13 protein-coding genes are annotated in these 19,816 nt (G+C 46.4%); 4 read left to right on the top strand and 9 right to left on the bottom strand.

Going from position 1 to position 19,816, the window contains the following annotated elements:
* Positions 1-32: 32 nt before the first annotated feature.
* Complete coding sequence (locus H6F73_RS14030) at positions 33-188, top strand: hypothetical protein (protein ID WP_190759325.1); 156 nt, start codon at positions 33-35, stop codon at positions 186-188.
* 27 nt (positions 189-215) lie between these two features.
* Here the strand turns inward: H6F73_RS14030 and pyrE are convergent, their stop codons facing one another.
* Positions 216-809, bottom strand: coding sequence for an orotate phosphoribosyltransferase (gene pyrE, locus H6F73_RS14035; protein WP_190759326.1), 594 nt, complete (start codon positions 807-809; stop codon positions 216-218).
* A gap of 86 nt (positions 810-895) precedes the next feature.
* Here pyrE and H6F73_RS14040 point away from each other — a divergent pair, with 86 nt between their 5' ends.
* The 3 genes from H6F73_RS14040 to bioF all read left to right on the top strand — a co-directional run bounded on the left by H6F73_RS14040 (position 896) and on the right by bioF (position 2,965).
* Positions 896-1,345 (top strand): hypothetical protein, encoded by a 450-nt coding sequence (locus H6F73_RS14040; protein WP_190759327.1) that lies wholly within the window; start codon positions 896-898, stop codon positions 1,343-1,345.
* 123 nt (positions 1,346-1,468) lie between these two features.
* On the top strand, positions 1,469-1,792 hold the full coding sequence (locus H6F73_RS26590; RefSeq protein ID WP_242072440.1) for a hypothetical protein: 324 nt from the start codon (positions 1,469-1,471) through the stop codon (positions 1,790-1,792).
* Between the two features lie 9 nt (positions 1,793-1,801).
* A complete protein-coding gene (gene bioF, locus H6F73_RS14050; RefSeq protein ID WP_190759328.1) occupies positions 1,802-2,965 on the top strand; it encodes an 8-amino-7-oxononanoate synthase in 1,164 nt (387 codons plus the stop codon).
* 128 nt (positions 2,966-3,093) lie between these two features.
* On the opposite strand, the gene H6F73_RS14055 is transcribed toward bioF, so the two are convergent.
* The 8 genes from H6F73_RS14055 to H6F73_RS14090 form a co-directional block, all read right to left on the bottom strand.
* Entirely contained in the window at positions 3,094-3,711 is a 618-nt protein-coding gene (locus tag H6F73_RS14055; RefSeq protein WP_190759329.1) for a BON domain-containing protein, read from the bottom strand.
* Positions 3,712-3,964: 253 nt separating this feature from the next.
* Complete coding sequence (locus H6F73_RS14060) at positions 3,965-5,167, bottom strand: general stress protein (protein ID WP_190759330.1); 1,203 nt, start codon at positions 5,165-5,167, stop codon at positions 3,965-3,967.
* A 174-nt stretch (positions 5,168-5,341) separates the two neighbouring features.
* Positions 5,342-5,836: a BON domain-containing protein gene (locus tag H6F73_RS14065; RefSeq protein ID WP_190759331.1), complete on the bottom strand. Its 495-nt coding sequence runs from the start codon at positions 5,834-5,836 to the stop codon at positions 5,342-5,344.
* 49 nt (positions 5,837-5,885) lie between these two features.
* A complete protein-coding gene (locus H6F73_RS14070; RefSeq protein ID WP_190759332.1) occupies positions 5,886-6,476 on the bottom strand; it encodes a hypothetical protein in 591 nt (196 codons plus the stop codon).
* 417 nt (positions 6,477-6,893) lie between these two features.
* Positions 6,894-9,386, bottom strand: a complete 2,493-nt coding sequence (locus tag H6F73_RS14075) for a CHAT domain-containing protein (protein WP_190759333.1) — start codon at positions 9,384-9,386, stop codon at positions 6,894-6,896.
* A gap of 8 nt (positions 9,387-9,394) precedes the next feature.
* Entirely contained in the window at positions 9,395-12,061 is a 2,667-nt protein-coding gene (locus tag H6F73_RS14080) for a filamentous hemagglutinin N-terminal domain-containing protein (RefSeq protein ID WP_190759334.1), read from the bottom strand.
* 108 nt (positions 12,062-12,169) lie between these two features.
* On the bottom strand, positions 12,170-12,808 hold the full coding sequence (locus tag H6F73_RS14085) for a PEP-CTERM sorting domain-containing protein (RefSeq protein WP_190759335.1): 639 nt from the start codon (positions 12,806-12,808) through the stop codon (positions 12,170-12,172).
* 94 nt (positions 12,809-12,902) lie between these two features.
* A complete protein-coding gene (locus tag H6F73_RS14090) occupies positions 12,903-18,974 on the bottom strand; it encodes a proprotein convertase P-domain-containing protein (RefSeq protein WP_190759336.1) in 6,072 nt (2,023 codons plus the stop codon).
* Positions 18,975-19,816 lie beyond the last annotated feature (842 nt).

Here is a 19,816-nt window from a genome sequence, read left to right on the forward strand (position 1 = left end):
ATATTCACTAACCTTTAGGGGAAGGTGAGACTATGACTAATTCTACAAATGCCGATGTCTGTCGCTTTCTAGAGCAGTTCTTCGACACCGGCAATCAATTCGAGCGGGGAAAATTAAACGCACTGAAGCCAGTCTCGCCAAAATTTGTCCTTGATGCGGAGATTACGCTAATTCTGCAAAAGGTCTAGTGCTTCAGCGTTTAACTTCAGTCAAATTTAAGCTTGCAGTTGCTTCCACCGGCTCTGAATTGCCTCAATGGTAAACACGGCTTCAAATTTTAATCCCGCTTGCTCATATAGTTCCGCACCGCCTTGCTGCCGGTCTATTAACGAAATGACGGAATCAACATTATAACCGGCATCCCGCAGTCGCTCAACGGCTTTCATCGCCGATGCGCCGGTTGTCACAACATCTTCCAAAACGACGACTTTCGCCCCCTCTGGCAAAGCCGGCCCTTCAATGTAAGCTTTTGTCCCATGTCCCTTCGCTTCTTTCCGGATAATTAGGGCTGGGATAGGCCGGCTTTCATAGGCAGAAACCACACTCACTGCCGTTACAATCGGATCGGCCCCCAACGTCAAACCGGCGACTGCTTGCGTATCTGCCGGCAGCATAGACAGCAGTAAACGACCCGTCGCCAATGCACCTTCGGCGTGCAGCGTCACGAGCTTACCATTGATGTAATAAGAGCTAGGCTGCCCCGAAGAAAGGACAAAGTCTCCTTCTTGATAAGCCAGCTCACAGAATAAATCCAAAAGTTGCTGGCGCAGCGTTGTTAAATCGGCAGTAGCCACGCAAAGATCGCTCATTAATAACCCACAACATTAAGTATTCAGCCATTTTGCCATGAGATGAGTTTAATATTGAGGAGTGAGAAAAATTAAGGAGGAGTGTTATGGGCGTGCGGCTGCAAAATTGGATAGGGCTGTTGGCGACAATCTCTTCGCTGAGTGTTGCGGGTGCGATCATCACTGAAGCAACGCCCTCAAATGCCCAGCAAAGAGGACAGACGACTGTTCAAGAAGCATTCCAACGGACTTTTTATGATAATGATAAACCCTTTTTTCAAAATCGCGGCATCGGGCGTCAAATAGACTTTCTATTTGGGCAAGGTACGCTGTATAAAAACTCTTTTCTGGAAAACGAAATGAACCGCGATGGCAGAGAGGTTCACAATCTATATTTAGATGTGTTGAACCAGCAGGTGTCTAGCGATCCAATTATTCGCACACCAGATTTGCCGAACCCCTACAACAGTTCTATTTTTTCCCAGCCACCGGCACCGGCTTTTAATAACCGCATACCGGGTAGTGAGTTGATTTTTGAAAGTATTCCCCTGCGGTAAAGTCAAGTTTTGGCAAAGCGCAATTTCTCGCCGGCAGATGATTAACTTTTTATAACAAAAGCTGTCGGCGGGAGATTTTCCAAAGCTAAATTGAGGAGATAAAAATAATCCCCTACGAAAAGTATGAGTGAATCTGGCTTTGGAAGTGGAGAGTTTCACAGTGTTCCGGGTGATGGACACCAGGAACCGCTCATTCCGTCAGAAGCATTTTATATCCCGCAAGAAATTCAGCCGGTTTTAAACCGATCCGCTTGCGAACCCAATCAAATTGTTCATCTAAAACAGTATTGTTTTACCCCAAATCAGGTGTTTCCGCCTGGAGAATACCACGCTTATCAGTTACCAGATGTGGCATTTGGTATGGGAATGGTGATTCCACCCACCAAACCGATTCTCAAAATTGATAAACGAGAAAGAATTGAGAAAGTCATTGATAACGAGCCTTAAATTGCAAGCGTGGCAACAGATCCTTATGCTTGGATAGAACAATGTCTGACGACGATTCATCGCGCCGGCTGGTATCGTTCTGTGCAAACAATTGAAAACCGGCCTGGTGCAACTGTTTTGCTAGAAGGGCGTGAGGTGATCAACTTTGCCGGCAATGATTATCTCGGACTTGCCGGTGATCCGCGCTTAATTCAAGCCGCAATAAATGCTACACAAGAATACGGCACCGGCAGCACCGGCTCTCGATTAATTACGGGGCATCGGGAATTACACCGGCAGCTAGAATGTGGGATTGCAAAGCTGAAGCAAACCGAAGACGCCCTTGTTTTCAGTTCCGGTTATCTGGCAAACTTGGGGGCGATCACCGCCTTAGTCGGCAAACGTGACTTGATTCTGGGCGATCAATACAACCACTCCAGCCTGAAAAATGGGGCGATTTTGAGCGGTGCAACGGTTTTGGAGTACCGTCACAACGATATTGAGGATTTAAAAAAACAACTGAATCAACACCGGCAACTCTACCGACGCTGCCTGCTCCTCACTGACAGTATCTTTAGCATGGATGGAGATATTTGTCAATTGCCGCAACTTTTGGAACTGGCACAAACGTTTAGCTGTATGGTGCTGGTGGATGAAGCGCATGGCACCGGCGTTTTCGGGACAAGGGGTGCCGGTTGTGTGGAACATTTCGGCTGCACAGGGCAACCGCTGATTCAAATGGGCACCTTGAGCAAAGCCTTGGGCAGTTTAGGCGGATATATTGCCGGTTCGGCTGGTTTAATAGACTTTTTGCGGAATCGCGCATCTAGCTGGATTTATACCACCGGACTTTCGCCGGCAGACACAGCAGCCGCGTTAGCAGCGATTGCCATTGTCCAACAAGAACCGGAACGCCGCCGCCGGTTGTGGCAAAATGTGGCTGATTTGCAACAGTCGCTCAAAGCAGTTGGGATTGTTCCGCTTTTTCAAGAGTCTCCGATTGTGTGCGTGCCGGTGAAAGACGCCAAAGAAGCAATTGCCACTGGAAAATATTTAAAAGAAAGGGGAATTTTTGCCGGCACTATTCGCCCTCCCACTGTTCCCACGAGCAGAATACGGATAACCTTAATGGCAACCCATGAGCCGGTGCATATTCAACAATTAGTTGCTGCTCTAACCTGTTTAAAATTGTAGATTTTGAATAGAAGTGGAATAAAAAAAGCCTGTTACTAATTGAAGTAACAAGCTTTTGACTCGTTTTGAGATTTTACGGATTAAGATTGCCTGTTTTGACCAAACTGAAAAGCTAAAAAAGTTTGCCTTTACTGTGGGCTTTTGGTCTCAGTGTTTTCAGTTTCCTTTTCAACTTCCTTGTCAGCTTCCGGGGTTGTTGTGTCCGTGCTGCTAGCTCCCGGCGTTGTTGTGTCGGTGTCGTTTGCTGCCGGCGTTGTTGTGTCGGTGTCGTTGGCTGCCGGCCCAGATGTTGCTGAGGCAAGGGTTGCTTTATTGGTAACCGTGTTAACACCCTTGACTTCCTTCGCCAAAGTGTCGATCTGGGTCAACTGCTCTTCAGTCTCAACCGTGCCGGTGATCGTCACAGCACCTTCATCAGTGGCAGCAACCGTTAATTGGCTGGAAGGAAGGTTAGTTTCGAGGGTATTGCGAACTTTACTTTCAATGTCGTCTTCGCTGATATCTTGCGGGTTTCCAACGGCTTCATTGCGCTGATCCCGCGCTCGGTCGTCTGAGGATATTTGAGCTTGACGGGTTTCGCTCGCCGCGTCGTTTCTAGTCTCGCGAGCGCTTTCTGCATCCGGAGCTATGGTAGCGGTTTCATTGGTGGAATTGGGAGCGTCAGAGCTTGTCTTAGAAGTGTCTTGGCAAGCAGCAGCACCTAGGACTAAAGCACCGCTCAGTAGAAATGGAATGAACTTTTTCATTGTGTACTTTTCTCCTTGGGACTGGCCAGGGTATCTGTGATTTTGAGAAATTTTACACTCATTTTTTTTGCTTGACAAGTAGCTAATTGAATGGTCTGATCTTTGGGAAAAAATATTGTTTTATACCCGCTAAAAAATTGGAGCTTCTAGAGCATTAAATAATTTTAGAAGCTCCAATATCCGACTTTTTAGAGATTTACCGTTCAATTAGCAACTGCCTGTCAGGCAAAGAATGAGGCTGGATCTAGAGTTATCAACGACCTAGGTTCTCAGCATTGCGGTCATAAACCGTTTCCGGGAAAGGCACGCCAGGAGCGCCGGTTGTGGCGTAGGCTGCATCAGCGCGATTAGGGTTGGGGGCATCATACACACCCCACTCCTCAATGCCTCGATGGTTGAGAATTGTGTCGGCGTGGCGAACCTCATCTTCAGATCCATTCACCATCACCAGATAGTCACCCTTCGCCACGCGATCACCGTAAACTTTGGCTCGCTCTTCAGGAATTCCCAAACCAACTAATGCACCAATCAAACTGCCGGCTGTTGCGCCAATGGCAGTACCGGCTAGGGTGGTAGCAATTGCAGTGGCTTCAGCACCGGCTAGCATGATTGGCCCAATGCCGGGAATTGCTAGGGCACCCAAGCCGACTAGCAAGCCGGTGATCCCGCCCAGTGCACCACCTGTCAGTGCGCCGGCGGTTGCGCCTTCGTCAGCCTTATTGCCCACGCTATCCTTGACATCAACGCCGGCAATCTCTCCCTCGCGATCAGCATCCCGTGCGATCACAGAAACTTTATTCATGGAAAAGCCACCATCTCGCAAGTCGTGGAGAGCTCTTTCGGTTTCTGCGCGGCTAGAAAAAACACCGACTGCCCGTTGATGCCGGTCAGCACCTCTGCCGGTGCTACCCACGGGTGCGTCATAAATGCCCCAATCTTGAATTCCACCACGGCTGAGAATCGATTCTGCCGCATGGATTTGCTCGTCCGTACCTTCCACGAGCACTAAATAATCGCCTTTTGAGACGCGCTCATTGTAACCTCTAGCGCGATCTTCAGGAACTCCCAACCCGACCAGTGCGCCAATCAAACCGCCGGCTGCGGCACCAATCGCGCCACCTACCAGCGCGTCCCCTAAAACAGAGGCCAAAGCGCCGCCAGCCAATACAGGGCCAACTCCCGGAATCGTCAGCGCACTCAGGCTTCCGATTAAACCGATTAGACCTCCTGTTGCGGCACCCGCTACCGCACCGGCTTTCGCGCCTTCGCCGGCTTCTTGACCCGGACGATCACTCATGCCAGCGCCGGCTATGTCCTTGCGTCCCCCAGTATCCTGAGCAACGACGGAAACTTTATGCATGGGGAAGCCAGAAGTTCTCAGTTCATTGAGTGCCGCCTCAGCGTCCCGATAGTGGGAAAAAACACCCACAGCACGTTTGTGTTGACCTATTGCCATTTTCCTTCCTCCATTATCTGCAATCTTAGCAGGCAGGCATGACACGGTTTTCCAGCCTGTCCCACTTATTTACACACTTTTTGTCAAGCGTATTCATCAGCCCCAAGGGATAACGTCACCCTCTATCAAGAGATAGATGAGTGAACAGTCCATCGCGAACTACCGTCCTTAGTGCTAGTTGTTCTTCTGATCTTTTTGCTGGCTCTTCTCAGGAACTGCCGGTTTTACAGTGGCTTTAACATCCACCGTTTTGACCCCTTTAATTTCTTTGGCTAAAGGTTCGATTCTAGCTAGCTGTTCTGGTGTCGGCACAACTCCGGAGATCACCACTGCTCCATCATCGGCTTTAACTGCTAGAGAACTTGCCGGTAGATTAACTTCCAACTTGCTGCGAATTTCGCTTTCTAAATCGCCATCTGCTCTTTTCAAAGGATCGCCGGCAACATTGTTGCGTTGCTCTCTGGCGCGAATATCAGCGTTTGCTTGCGCTCTGCGAACTTCGCTGGTGGCATCAGCCTTATTTTCTTCAGCGGTTTCAGCTTTTGGGGCGTTGGGGTTCGTGTTTGCAGTGGTATCGGGAGCATTGGAACTCGTTTTAGCCACGTCATTGCAAGCCGCTGCAGTTAAAACTAATAGACCGCTGAGTAAAAATGTTGTTAGCTTTTTCATTTTCCTTCTCCTTAATGTATTCACCAAACTTTTTGGTGACTAGGGTTAGTTACATCCCCATCCAAGTGTCTGATGGTAAATCACTGATTTGTTTTCTTTGAGCGTCGTAGATGATTAAGTCTTCAATCTGCCGCTCTGTCAGAATGTTTTGAGCAATGGCAATCTCTTCTTCTGTGCCTTCTGCCATTACCAAATAGGCTCCGCGCGAGACTCGTTCGTAATAACTTTTTGCTTGAGCTTCGGGAATGCCCAAACCAACAAAAGCCCCCATAAAACTACCCGCAGCAGTACCAATTGCACTCCCTGCCAGCGTGGTTGCCAGGGCAGTTGCTTCCGCACCGGCTAGCATAATTGGCCCAATTCCGGGAATTGCGAGAATGCCCAACCCGACCAGTAAGCCGGCTACTGTCCCCAAAGCCCCACCAGTAAACGCACCTGTCGCGGTGTTTTCTTCCGCTTGATTGCCACTTTCGGTGCTTTTAACCAAGTTGGCAATCTCCCTATCTTCTTCAGTATTTCTGGAAATTACAGAAATCTTTTCTATGGGAAAACCGGCTGTTTTTAGTTCCGTCAGTGCCGCAACAGCATCTTCGATTTTGGCAAATATGCCGACAGCGCGTTTGGTTAGAGGCAAACCCATTTGCTTTTTCTAGGGAGTTGAAACAGTGAATAAAAAATCAGTTTTATACGTTTATATTAAGTAGGTTATGCACAAGAGTTCATCAGCCTTTAGGGGTAATTTAAGGCTCTGCCGGTAGAGAGATAAAATAGTAAAAATGAAATCTTCCTTGCAAAGACATCAATTGGTTACTAGCACAATGTCATGGGGAAAAGGGTGTGAGTCAGTTAGCGTCTGGCTGTTTGAGCTACGCAAAGCAGCGCTATCGCCTCTCGGTGTACAGTTAGCGCTTTAGCGGTGTTGGAGACAACAGTTGAAGGGAATTGAGCCGCAGTTCATCCCGCCAGGGTGTTCAAATCATTGCCTCACCCTTGTTAAAGCCGGCTAAGGGCAAGAAAATCTTACGTTGATTGAAAGTCTTAATGATAAATTCCAAATTTACTGCCAATTGCCTACTAGAATGTACGGTGCCCATTTCATTGGTTGAAGGGCAGGGTAATCATCCATCAGCTTTAATTGGGCTTTTCGTAGGGCTTCTGCTTTGGCAATTTTAGGATTTGCTTTTAACTGTTTATAAAATTCCTCGACTAACTGAGCGCTAGAATTGTCGTTTACTAGCCATAAAGAAGCAATGGTACTGCGCGCGCCGGCTTTCACCGCAACTCCCGCAATTCCCAAAGTCGCTCGTTTATCTCCCTTAGCAGTTTCACAGGCAGAAAGAATCAGCAATTCAAGCTTGTTAGAAGTTTTTTGATCACTAATTCGCAAGATGCTATCTAAATCTTTAACTTTGAGACTTTTGCCCCAAACATCAATATAAGTTTGATTAGGATCAGAACTAAATTTCCCGTGCGTTGCGATATGAACTACAGAGACGGGATCTGATTTAATTGTTGCTTGGAAAGTCATTTCAGTAAAATTTTCATTCAGAAGAACCTGACTCTGCTTAGGCACTTGTTCTTGAATTTTCTGAAGCTCATTTTCAACCTGGGGAAGCGGGGTGGACTTGTTAAATATTTGTCCTTTGCTAACGCCGGCAGCTAAGACATTTAAGTTTTTCTGTGTGAGAGCTTGGGCACTTAGTAGTTGCAACCCCGGTGCTAAAGCTAAATTATAATTTTTTTTGATTAAATATTGCTTAGTCTTTCTATCGTAAAGAGCCGCCATTGGTATATTGCGTAAAGAGCCATCCAGCACAAAGACTAACGCACTTACCTCAGCCTTTTGTAAATCTTGCTCTGCCTCTCGAATTAACCAATCATAAACTTTTGCCGGCAATTCTTTATCTTCTTCTGTCAGATGAGAACTTTTAAGTTTTATGAGTAAATTCTCTAAATCCTTTTCTACTTTATCTTGACTAACTGCCGTTGAGTAGTAACGCAGTTCTTGTTTAGGCAACTTGAGAATAACTGCCAATTTATTTTCCAAAATAATAGAATAAAGAATCGCTGCTTTTGATTCTGATTTATTAACAATTTCGTCGATCTGTTCCGGTTTTGCATCTGCACAAGCATCTCTAAAAAAATCATCCAGTTCAGCAAGCTGCAATCCTTCAATGACATCACGAGCAAGAATCAAAGATTCTTGTTTTGGCGTTTCCGGTTGCAAAAGTAAATCAACTAACTCCCGATACACCGGCTCTACTTCATCCCGAAAGGAAAATTGAACATCTCGATTGAGAGAAGACAAATCTTTGCGTAATGATTGAAGGTTGTTAAAGGCAGTAGTGTAAGCGGCGATGGCTTCCGGATTATCTTCTTTAATTTTTCGGCTAATTCGTCCTAGTTGCCATTGCAACCGATAAGTAATCTCCTCTGCTTGAATAGACTGAGCGAGGTTTAATGCTTCTTCAGTTAATTTTTTAGCGATTGACCATTGCTGGTTTATTTCGTATAATTCCCCAAGATTGCCAAGCGCGTAGGATTGCAATTTCACATCTTTTAAATTTTCAGCTTCTTGCGCGGCTGTATATAATAGCTGTCCAATATACTTCCAGTCAGGCTTAACCGAGTTAGACAACACACTTTTTTCTGTCTGGGTTTTCCCTTGACAAAGCTTCATAATCGGGGGATGAGGCGTTGGGATTCGTTGTCGTTCTTCTTGCCCTATTTCTTGCAAATTTATGCAAATTAAACTTTGAGCAAAATCGAGACGAATATAATTTTTTTCAGAAGTGAGGGGTAATGAATCTATCGCTAATTGAACTTCTTGCCACAAATCACTGAGATCAAGTTCATAATTTGTTTCTACCAATAAGCTTAATTTGTTTAATTTTGCCTGTAAAGCTGTTAGATTACTTGAGGAGTTTATTACCTTTTCATAGGATTTTAAAGCAACTTTATAGTAGTTTTCTGGGCGTAGTGAATCAATCGATAAATTTTCTTCGAGGTTGGGTAAGTTAATAATTAATTCTTCTGCTCGCTTGCCTAAAGCTCGTTGCGTATTGCCCAAACTAAGATAAGCGGCGCTGATGAAGTCTGGATCTATCAAGACTCTTTCAGACATTTCTAAAGTTTGCTTTAAAACCGTTTCAGAATTTTTAAGAGCGCCCATTACTCGCAAAAGCTCGCCTAAGTTAGTTAAACCGGCTACTCTCAGCGACGTGACAGGGACATTTTTAAGAATTTGCGTAGTTTCTGCAGGCGTTATCTCGTCATCTATTAACTTATTGCAGTTAAAATCTGGAATTTCTAGTGCTTGAAGTAATGTTTTGCAAGCTTGCCGGTAACGTCCATCTGCTTGCAATTTACGGGCATCATCGAGCCGGCTGCGCGTAATTTCTTCCCCCCCAAACGCTTGAGTGTAGGTATTAACCGAGTTAGCCTGAGAAACTTTTGCCAATGCCGGCAACCCAGCCACCCACAGAAATGCAAAAAGTGCGGTTAGTAAAAACCTGAAAAATTTTTGCCTAAAAAATTGATTAAGTTTCATGGTTTTTATTAATTAGAAGGGTAAGATGTTGACTGCAAACGACAACCGGCAGCGGGACTTTCCCAAGAAGGGGAGGGAGTCGTGTTAGGCGATTGCACAACAAGATGCACTACGTTATTTTCATCGATTATCCATCCTTGAGCTTCGACTAACTGCGCCGGCTGCGAGGCATTTTCTCTTCCAGTATCTTCCTCGATCTTAAACACACCAAGATTCAGCGCTTCTCTAGGATTGGGTGGTAAACCACCGCGTCCACTATTAATAAATTGACTACCTTTGCCGGCTGCTGCACAGGCGTTTTCTGGAATCTCATCTTGTGCAAAATCTTCAGGCAAATCAACTAACCCTTGGGCGGGATCAATATCTGGGTTGGTAATAGCTACAGTGCCATCAAACTCAGGCCCAAGTTGAGACGTGGCTGTGATATCACTGGAGATTGCAGAGGAGTCTCTATTAACATCTGTTCCTAAAAAGCCTTGCCGAAAGATGCCTTGGGTACTAATTTGAACTTTCCCCCCAAAGTCTTGTTCAGCATTAGCGCTGATGTCGCTATTTTCAAGAGCGGCTATCGTATCTGTATTGATAAAAATATTACCACCCGTTGCAGGGCCGGTGGCGTTGGTTGTAATGTTGCTGTTGCGGCGCAATTGTAAGTCTTGTGTTTGCAGAAAGATATTGCCTTCACTGCCGGCTCTAGTTTCTGCGGTGATAATTCCCGTATCTAGTCGAATTTCAGGGGAGTTAATGTTTAGGTTGCCGGCATCTCCTAACGCTTCCCCGCTTACCGAGATTTTTGCGTTATTCTGGATATTTAAGCGCTCGGTATTAATTGTTAAGTCGCCAGCTGCTCCACTACCTTGCGTTTGGGTAAAGATCCCACTGGGAAACTCACTTTGTCCGGTCACTTCTACCGATTGTGAGGCGTTGACCGTTAACGTACCTCCTCGGTTCGGGCCGGCAGTGATCGCTGTTAACTGCCCCCCATTACGAATAATTAACCGCTCCGTGTCAATATTTAAATTGCCACCGCGACCCTGTCCCACTGTGGTGGTTGTGATTTCTGCGCCATTTTGAATAATAACCTTTGGCGTTTGAATGAAAACATTGCCTCCATTGCCGCTTGCTTCTGAACTGACGCCGGCAGAGATGCTGCTGGGATCGACCGCTTTACCGCTGACTTCCACAAATTCAAAAGCGTGAACGAACAGATCGCCAGCATTGCCGGCACCAAAGGTAGAAGCGTTAACCTGTGCGCCATCTCGTATAATTAACCGTCCGGTGGTCACTCTCACGTTGCCCCCGTTCCCCGTGGAGGCAGCGCTTGCACCCAAACCACTGGGTAACGAGGGTTCAATAGACGTGCCGGTCAGTTCTATAAACTCAGTGGCGTTCACCGTCAAATTTCCTCCCCGGTTCTCGCCAACGGTTGAAGCAGACATCTGTGCGCCATCTCGCACAATTAGTCGGTGGGTGTTAACTGTTAAGTTTCCCCCGGCACCAGCCCCCTCACTGGAGACAAATAAACCGCTGCCTAAGCGAAGTTCCCTGGTTTGTGGATCTTCGAGCAATCCTGATTCTCCGATCAGCTCGACAGAAGAAGCGTTAACCGATACATTACCTCCCTGACCTTCGCTTCCAGGCATAGCGGCGGCGGAAATTTGCCCACCATCGCGGATTTTAAGCTGCGGCGCAGTAACGGTGATGTCGCCGCCGGCACCCGTTCCTTCCGTTTCCGCGAGGATGCCGGTAGGATAACCATCTGGGCCATTCCCCCGCAACTCGAGCAACTCGGAAGCGCGGACGGTAACGCTGCCGCCAGGTTCTGATCCTAGGGTTTTAGCCTCAATTAGCGATCCGTCAGTCAAGGTGACGCGTCGGCCTGCAATTTGAATATCACCGCTGCGTTCGCCGGTTGCATCCAGCAAACTAGATTGAGAGAGTTGGATATCTTGGAAGTTTCGCACACCGTCATATCCCAAGGCATAGCCGCTTTCCGTTAGGGTGAGGCTGACTTGACCCGCCGCCACACTTGCGAGATCAATTCGCCCTGCTGGTGCGGCCAGCAACGCATTTTCTAGGGCAAGATCGCCTCCTACGAGTGCTAGAGTTTGACCTGCCGGCATTTCTAATGCAGATCCTTGCACGCGAATTTCTGCCGGCTGTTGTCCTAATTGCAAACCGATGGGAACGCTGACGGTTAGCAGGGGTGTTGTGTTGATAGGGTTTGCGAGGAATTCGGTGCCATCTGCAAAGAGCAAACTATCAGCGGTTGTGGCGAGAAAGGAACCACCAATATCCAGCGCCGCATTGGGGCCGAACATAATGCCGTTGGGGTTAAGAAGAAACAGGTTAGCGGTGGCGTTGGCTTGAATTAACCCGTCGATATTTGAGGGTAAATTGCCTGTGACGCGGTTGATAATGTTGCGAATTTGGGGGGCGTTGTTAAAGAAAACAGTGGTGCCGGTGGTGAGTGAAAAGTCTTTAAAACTGTGAAAAAGATTGGTGCCGGCGCGGGTTCCGCCTTCAATAACAATCGTTTCACCTTCTGGCGTGACGGTGGAATTAGCCGGCAGGGTTTGATCGGGAACTATTTGGGCGGCTGTCGGGCCGGCTATCAAGAGAGTGCCAAGGAAGAGACTGCCAAACACTCTGACTCTCTCAATCACTTGTTTCATTGAAACCACTGGTGAAAATTCAGTCTGATTTTAAGATGTAAGCCTCGCCTTTTGGCGTGAATGTTTATAACGTTTAAGCCGTCATTCTCTATGACTGAGATTTTTTACTTACGACAAAACTTGCGATAGTTTGCGTTTCACTATCCACCCCAGACCGATCGCGCCGAGTACCAGCAGTCCCCAAGCCGAAGAAGGTTCGGGAACCGCTGCAACGGGTTGGTTTTCTGCAATCCCCAAATAATTGTAGTTGACTTCTCTAATTTGATAGCTACGGGAAATGAGGTAGTTAAATATTGTCGGATCGGTGCTGGGATCTCTGCTTTCTATTCTTGAAATATTTCTAAGTAGAACTGGATTTGGGTTTAAGTTGCTACCCAGTGCTAAATAATAGATGCTGTCATAAGTTGGAGCGGTGGGATTAGCCAACGTGGGATCTACATCACCCCCCTCATCTCCTCCACTAAAATCGGTATTTAAGGGACGAATTTCCCACCAATAAAGCGCGTAAGGCTCTTGAGCGAAGACTTCTTCATAGGGTGGTTCAACACCTCTGATTCCGCGAAAGGAGAGGAAGCGACGCCGCGCCCACATAAAAGGCAGAGAAATGGCGTCACTGGTTGGGTCGTTTCTGAGCTGGAGTGATAAAGTCCCACCTCGGAAAAAGTCAAATTCCAGGCCGTCGATACTCTGAAAATTAGACGTTTTTAGGCTCCAATGCGTCGGTAGTGTTAGGCTATCTTCTTCCATGTTCTTTGGTTATATTTAAGTAGTTGTTATTTAGAGGTTACGAAAGTTTAAAGCAATCTCTGTATGTTTCATGAAAACTACCTCCTTAATTCTATTAAATAGTCTGGTACTTCGCTACCCACGCATCTACTGAGCCGACAGAAGTTCCCCCTAAATTTCCGTTTGTGTATCCAGAAATATAAATGTTGTAAGCTTCATCTACTGCTACGCCCCAAGCAATATCATAGTTTTTAGATGCTAGCTTTTGAGTCCAAATATTGATGCCGCTGTCGCTGTACTTAGCGACCCAAGCATCACCGCTACCCCCATTGCTTCCCCCCACATCCCCCATACTGATTCCTGTTATATAAATAGAATTGAAGCTATCAGCTGCGAGACTCCAAGAGTTATCATCATTAACTGAGCCAAACTGCTGAATCCAAAGTTTGCTGCCGATGCTGTCATACTTGGCAATCCAAGCATCCCAACCGCCAGCATTCGTTCCGCCTAAATCGCCATTTGTATATCCTGTTAGGTAAATATTGCCAGATGGATCGACGGCAATATTCGTTGCTCTGTCATCTCCGGCACTATCAATCTGTTGCGCCCACAACTCATTGCCATTACTATCATATTTAACAGCCCAAGCATTAACCTCGCCAGCATTAGTTGGCTTCAATGGATCGCGGTCCAACCCTGTCTGAGTGTTACCCGACATATAGATATTTCCAGAGTTATCGACGGCTATGCTGCGAGCTACATCAAATTTATCTTCCGCATCATATATCCTCCCCCAGAGAAGATTGCCACCGCTGTCATACTTGAGCATCAAGGCATCGGTTTGGGGAGAAGAAGAATTGAGATTCCAGGATTCTCCCACAACATAAACATTTCCAGCATTATCAACAGCGACGTCATAAAATGTCGCTATTCCTAACTGTTGCGACCACAACTGGTTGCCATTGCTATCATACTTTGCTACCCAACCGTTAATATCCCCACCTGTAGAATTCGTCCCTCCTAACGATCCCCAAGTCCATCCCGTCAAATAAATATTTCCCGAACTATCAACAGTCATGCTTTCGGCTCGTTCGGAACTATCAGTTCCAAACTGCTGAACCCACTGTTGAACCCCATTTTTATCGTATTTAGCAAGCAAAACATCACTACCGCCAGCATTAGCTCCTCCAAAATCACCAGAGGTTTCTCCTGAAAGATAGACATTTTCCTCCCTATCAACTGCTACATTAAAGGCCGCATCAACACCTACAGTTCCCAACTGTTGAACCCAGGTCGGTTCATTAATTATGATCGTACTGCTACCTGAAGTTGCGACTTGGTAACCGATGCTTGATAAGAGCTTCAAGACTACTGTTTCATTTCCTTCTACGGGAACATTATCGGCGAATACAGTCAGGGGAATTTTAACACTATCAGCCCCGGCAGGAATGGTAACGCTACCGATTAAATTCTCATAATCACTGCCATTTTCAGCCCTACCCGCCATCTCATAATTCACCGTCAGCGGGCTGGCAGTACTGCCTGTACGGGTAATTGTAAATTCGCCGGAATCGCCAAACTCTGAAGCAATTGGATCAGTTGACCTGAGAGCCACAACCGGCTCATCAGTTGTTCCGTAAAAATTTAACTTCCACTCATTCCAAGTTCCCAGATCATTACTAGGATTTGAATACAGATCCGCCACGCGCAACTTCCACTCACCGGCTGAGGATGCACCCCAGTGGTGCGGCGTTGCAAACACCCATTTGTAGTTATTATTTTCATCAACACTCGGTTCTGCCAGCGTCGATACCGTCCCGTCGGGAGAAATTAACTCTATCATCAAATCTCCCCGGTGTTCGTGAGTGATGTCTAACATCACCTCCACCCACTCAACCTTAATATCTTCCTCAATATTGACAGTCTGTTCTATCCAGTTGGCATCTTCAGCGAAGAAAACATTCACGGACTGGGGAATCTCTTCACCAACCAACAGCAAATCAGAACCCACCGAAACTTCCGGATCAACCGGCACCCACCCAGCCGCCAACTCTACTGCTGCCGCCGCATCAATTGCACCAAACCCGTAGTTGTGATTAACCGCATATCCTGCCCCATTTGTCTGCCAGTTTGGTTCATCTTTCAAGTCGTGCCAATCATTCGGATCAGTGGGTCGGGCAGTTTCCACTAAAATATGTTGTACATCGCGCCAAGTTAAATTTGGATTTGCTTCCAGCATCAAAGCAATGACCCCAGAAACTACCGGCGCTGCCGCAGAAGTCCCACCAAAATCACGGGTGTAATCCCCCGCATCTTTGCCCTCAGTTCCCACTAAATCAGTCGTGACAATGCCATTGGTTCCAATCGAAAGTGACCAGCTTCTCAGTTGACCGACTTGTTGACCAGTATCGTCAGTAATTTCTAACCGCCAACTGCCGTTAGGATTCTCGCCATCAAAATCCGATAAACGTCCCTCAGCGCGAAAGCTGCTGTTAAATGGCGCACTGGCAAAGGCAATCGAAGCACTGGCATCATCTGTCAAAACTGTATTTAAAAAATCAGTTCCGTTACCGCCCACATCAGTAAACAGTTCTATTCTTTTACCTGATGGACTCATTAAAAACACATCCAAATCGCTGGTACGCGGATGCTGAATATTCAAAGTAACAGCCACATCAGTGATCGAGCCTACCACCCCACTGGCATTCAAATTTGAGGAAACTGTGCGGTTATCTGGAATTGCTTGACGGGCGTTAGAGATAAAGCGATACTGATTATCTCCCTTGGAATAAGCCGAGACTAAAATCGGCGCTCCTGGTTCGCTGTATGGAGCAAATTTGCCATTGTGATCGAGAGCTGCAACAGCAATAGTAGAGCGAGACTTAGCGAAAGGATTGTAATTGACATTTTGAGCCTCTGACCTGTCATTGCCGCCTGCAAAAACATAGTTATTTCCTAACCCATTTCTACCCTGACGGACTGCTAATTCCATCGCGTATAAACTTATGGGTAAATCTTTGAAAGAATCGGTTTTCCAGCTATTGTTATAAATATCTATATCTTGGTTGCGATAAGACAAAGCATCGGCAATTTGTAAGTCTGTCACGCGATTGGCAATTAGGCGCAATCCTGCTAGCGATGCCTCAGGTGCCGCACCCGTTACGCCAAGGCCGTTATTCCCCTCTGCTGCCACATTGCCCCCAACTGCTGTGCCGTGCCGGTTTGAGGTGGTAAATTGCACCGACCAATTGTTAATTCGACCGATATTTCCTGCCGTATCGTCAGCAATTTCTAGTTTCCAAACCCCGCGAGCGTCTTCACCGTTAAAATTTGCCAGCATTCCCTCTGGCCTATAGCTTCCAGAAAAGGGGGCAGATCCAGCCGTAATTGACGTGGCTGCTGCTTCATCTAATATCGTATTTGTCAAGCCGCTGCCGCCGGCTAAATCGGTAAATAACTCAACGCGCGTTCCCGACGGACTGACTAAAAATACATCCAGATCCCCGACCGAGGGGTGCGTGATGTCCAGCGTCACATTTACATCAGTAACAGTGCCATTTAACCCCGTCTCTAATTCAAAAAAAGTGGTGCTGTTATCGTCAATAGCAGGCGTTTCGACATCGCCTCTGAACTTCACGCTCAGTGGCGGTGCTGGGTCATAATCATAGGCTCTTGTTTGGATATTTCCTTCATTAAAATCACGACTCAAATCAGCGCGGTAATTTCTCCGCAAATCTGGGTGCGTGTAGTCTAAATCACCATCTACAATGCCAATCGTGACTCCACTTCCCCGGACTGAATCCCAAGCGTCGGTAATGTTGGCATCAGCGCCGGCAGTCCCGCCGGTTTGGCCCGTATTCTCCCACTGCCACTGGTTGGCAAAAAGCGGATCATTCGGCACAAGTTGCGGGTGAAGCTGGATGGGAACTAGCGGATAAGCAAATTCAACGCCATTGAGTGATTTTAATTGTTCAGAAACTTCTGCCGGCGCAATACTATCAGAAAACTGCCAAATGTAAGTATTTGGAATATAGCCGGTAGAACCTAAATCTTGAGCGCCAATAATTGTGGCTAAATTTTGGGGAGATTGTCCGGGTGTTACCCACACCACCCATTCGCGCGTTTGTGCTAGCGCACGGGGATTATAGCTTTCCAGATTCGCTGCTTCTGCAATCGCCAACCTGACAGGATTGGATAGTCCGCTGCCATCCAGATCGGTAATGACGAAAAAGCTTTGGGAGGCTGTGTTACTAGCGTTGCCGGCGTAATCGTAAGCGGTTGCAAATAACTGATAATTGCCTGGTGCTAACCCATTCAAGTCATACCTAAAATTAAATCTAGACCTGCCATTGTTGTCAGTGATAAATTCTGTGACATCACTGAGTTCCAACCGTTCACCATCAAGTTTTTGCAGCCAGAAATCAACTTTTTTAAGATCGTTATTTCCGTCAGGATCGTAAACTTTCGCCCCACTAAAACTGACTGTTTCAGCATTGGTGTAGAGTGGCAGAGTGTCGAAATACAACGATTGAGGCGGTAAATTGAGCGGCGGTTCAACAGGCGTTGGCTCAACTGGAGTCGGTTCCACCGGCATTGGCTCAATTGGCGTTGCTTCAACTGGAGTCGGTTCCACCGGCATTGGCTCAATTGGCGTTGCTTCAACTGGAGTCGGTTCCACCGGCATTGGCTCAACAGGCGTTGGCTCAACTGGAGTCGGTTCCACCGGCATTGGCTCAATTGGCGTTGGTTCAACTGGAGTCGGTTCCACCGGCATTGGCTCAATCGGCGTTGGCTCAACTGGAGTCGGTTCCATCGGCATTGGCTCAATCGGCGTTGGCTCAACTGGAGTCGGTTCCACCGGCATTGGCTCAATCGGCGTTGGCTCAACTGGAGCCGGCTCTACTAACTTATTAATACAAAAGCTTTGAATCACCTCGTTGCTGGCTGCCCCGTTGCCATCATAAGCTAGTCCTTTCAATTGATAATTGCCAACATCTAAGTTTGTTAATTTATAGGTAAAATTTGTCCATCCCTCATTATCAGTTCTGAGTTCCACAACTTCACCATGCTTCATCCACTCTCCGCCGTCTTTTTGGAGTAAGAACTCCACCTTACTTAAATTTGCATTGTCGTCATAAACTTTAGCCTCAGTCAGGGTAATGATATCTCCGGCTGTGTAAATTGGCTGTGTTATAAATTGCAATTCTTGGGGCGGCATATTGATATAGACGCGCAATTGTTCTCCAAATTCTGTAATGCGCCAATCCCTCTTTGGATTAATCACTTCATTCAGGTTTATAGCTTTTCCGCTCGCACCCGTAACTCGAAATACGATGTCGTTATAATCTTTATCGGAGCCGCTGTCAATTCGCAAATCTTCCATAACAAACGTTCTGCCATCGCCGGTGACATCGGCAATTTGTCCAACTTGGAAAGCTTCAAGTGGGTTGGCAGTGGCTAAGGAAAATAAAGGACGCTTTTCTCCGTTAGCGTTTGGATTATCAAATACTTCTTGCACCTTACCATTGGGGACAAGCATGATGCCAAACTCGTCACCCGGTGTCATGGCAACGGTTTTCATGCCTTGATACTCATCCCGGTTAAAATCACCTTCCCAAGGCAAACTGGCACTGAGTTTTGCCCCTTGGTTAGCGTCATCAATGACAATATGACCCTCGACAGAGTCGCTCAGCGCTCGTCGTGCTGCTTCTTTAATAAAGTTAGGAGAACCGGCATTATAAGCTGCCATTCCTTTTAAGCTGAAAATGGCAATTTCTCCTTCGTAGCTGCCGCCATCAAACAGAAAATCAATGCCGACTTGCCCGCTTTCTCCAACGGTAAAGAACCCTGATTCAACAGATAAGCCCGTTAGAGGATCTACTGTTAAATTAAGTTGATAATTGGTGTTTTCGCCGGCAGACAAGACTTGTAGCAAATAGTCTCCCGCCGCTAATTGATCTGCGTTGATCGCTTCGGGACTGGTGCCGGCGAGGAAGGAACTATAAAGCACGGTTCCATTACTATCTAATAACCGGACATCCGCATTGGCGCTCAAATTGGCAAGGGATACGCTGAAACTTCCTGGCTTGTTGAGGCTGAAGTTATACCAGTCAGATAGATCAGCGCTGTCAATGAAACCCGTATAGTTGTGTGTGCCGCTCAGATTACCCAGATCAGTCGTAGACATGATTATAGCTCCCTAGAAGATGCTCCCTAGTTTTGGCAAGCTTGATACCGGCAGTCTCAGAGGCTTACCAATGGGGCTGATCCCTTATCCCTCGTGAGTGCGCCGACAAAACAGCCGGTGATTGCAACACCCGTGGTGTGACCGCCCAAGGCTTATATACAAGATATAAAATACTTTCAGGCTTTATAGTATAGGGTTTTGCCTGCTGAATTCCGTCCCAAGGTCAAAATTTACCAAAAATTTATACCTTAAGGAGGATTCATAAATTTTTTATAAAGCTTTATGGTTGAGATCGGTTGTTAATGTGTTGGTTGTTAATCTCACCGCAGTTGCCTAAAGCCTTGAGAGGTCTGTGCTGCCGGCAGTAACTTCCCATTGCGAATGCCGACCAAGCGGTAGCGTTTATCAGGATCTGTTGAGACTTTGTCGGAAAATAGGGAAAAAATAGAGGAAAGCGAGAGTTTACTCGTTTGCCGGCCAGAGTAAAAAATTTGAGGTTAATGTTTGGGGGTAAAAGTTTGCTCGATCTTGCCTGTACCTTTACATTCTCAAGTATTTGTTTTGGTCTAATTTTGCAAATCTGTGGAAAAAACTCTCAGAAAAAAGTTTAATTCACACCGTTAATAATCTAGAATTAGATAAAAAAGTTGTTACAAATTAAATTTAAATTAAAAATTTTAAAAAATTCAGGCATTTTTTGTTAGGGTGTTATACATTGCATTCACCCTATTTTGAAGTTCATTGTACTGACAAATTCGGTTAATTATCAGTGGTTTTTCGTTTCTAATCGTTAAAGAAACGAGAGCCAAAGTAATGTCATCTACCAATATTGTTCATTGGTA

The organism is Microcoleus sp. FACHB-68 (assembly GCF_014695715.1).
In the GTDB taxonomy this organism is placed as follows: Bacteria; Cyanobacteriota; Cyanobacteriia; order Cyanobacteriales; family Oscillatoriaceae; genus FACHB-68.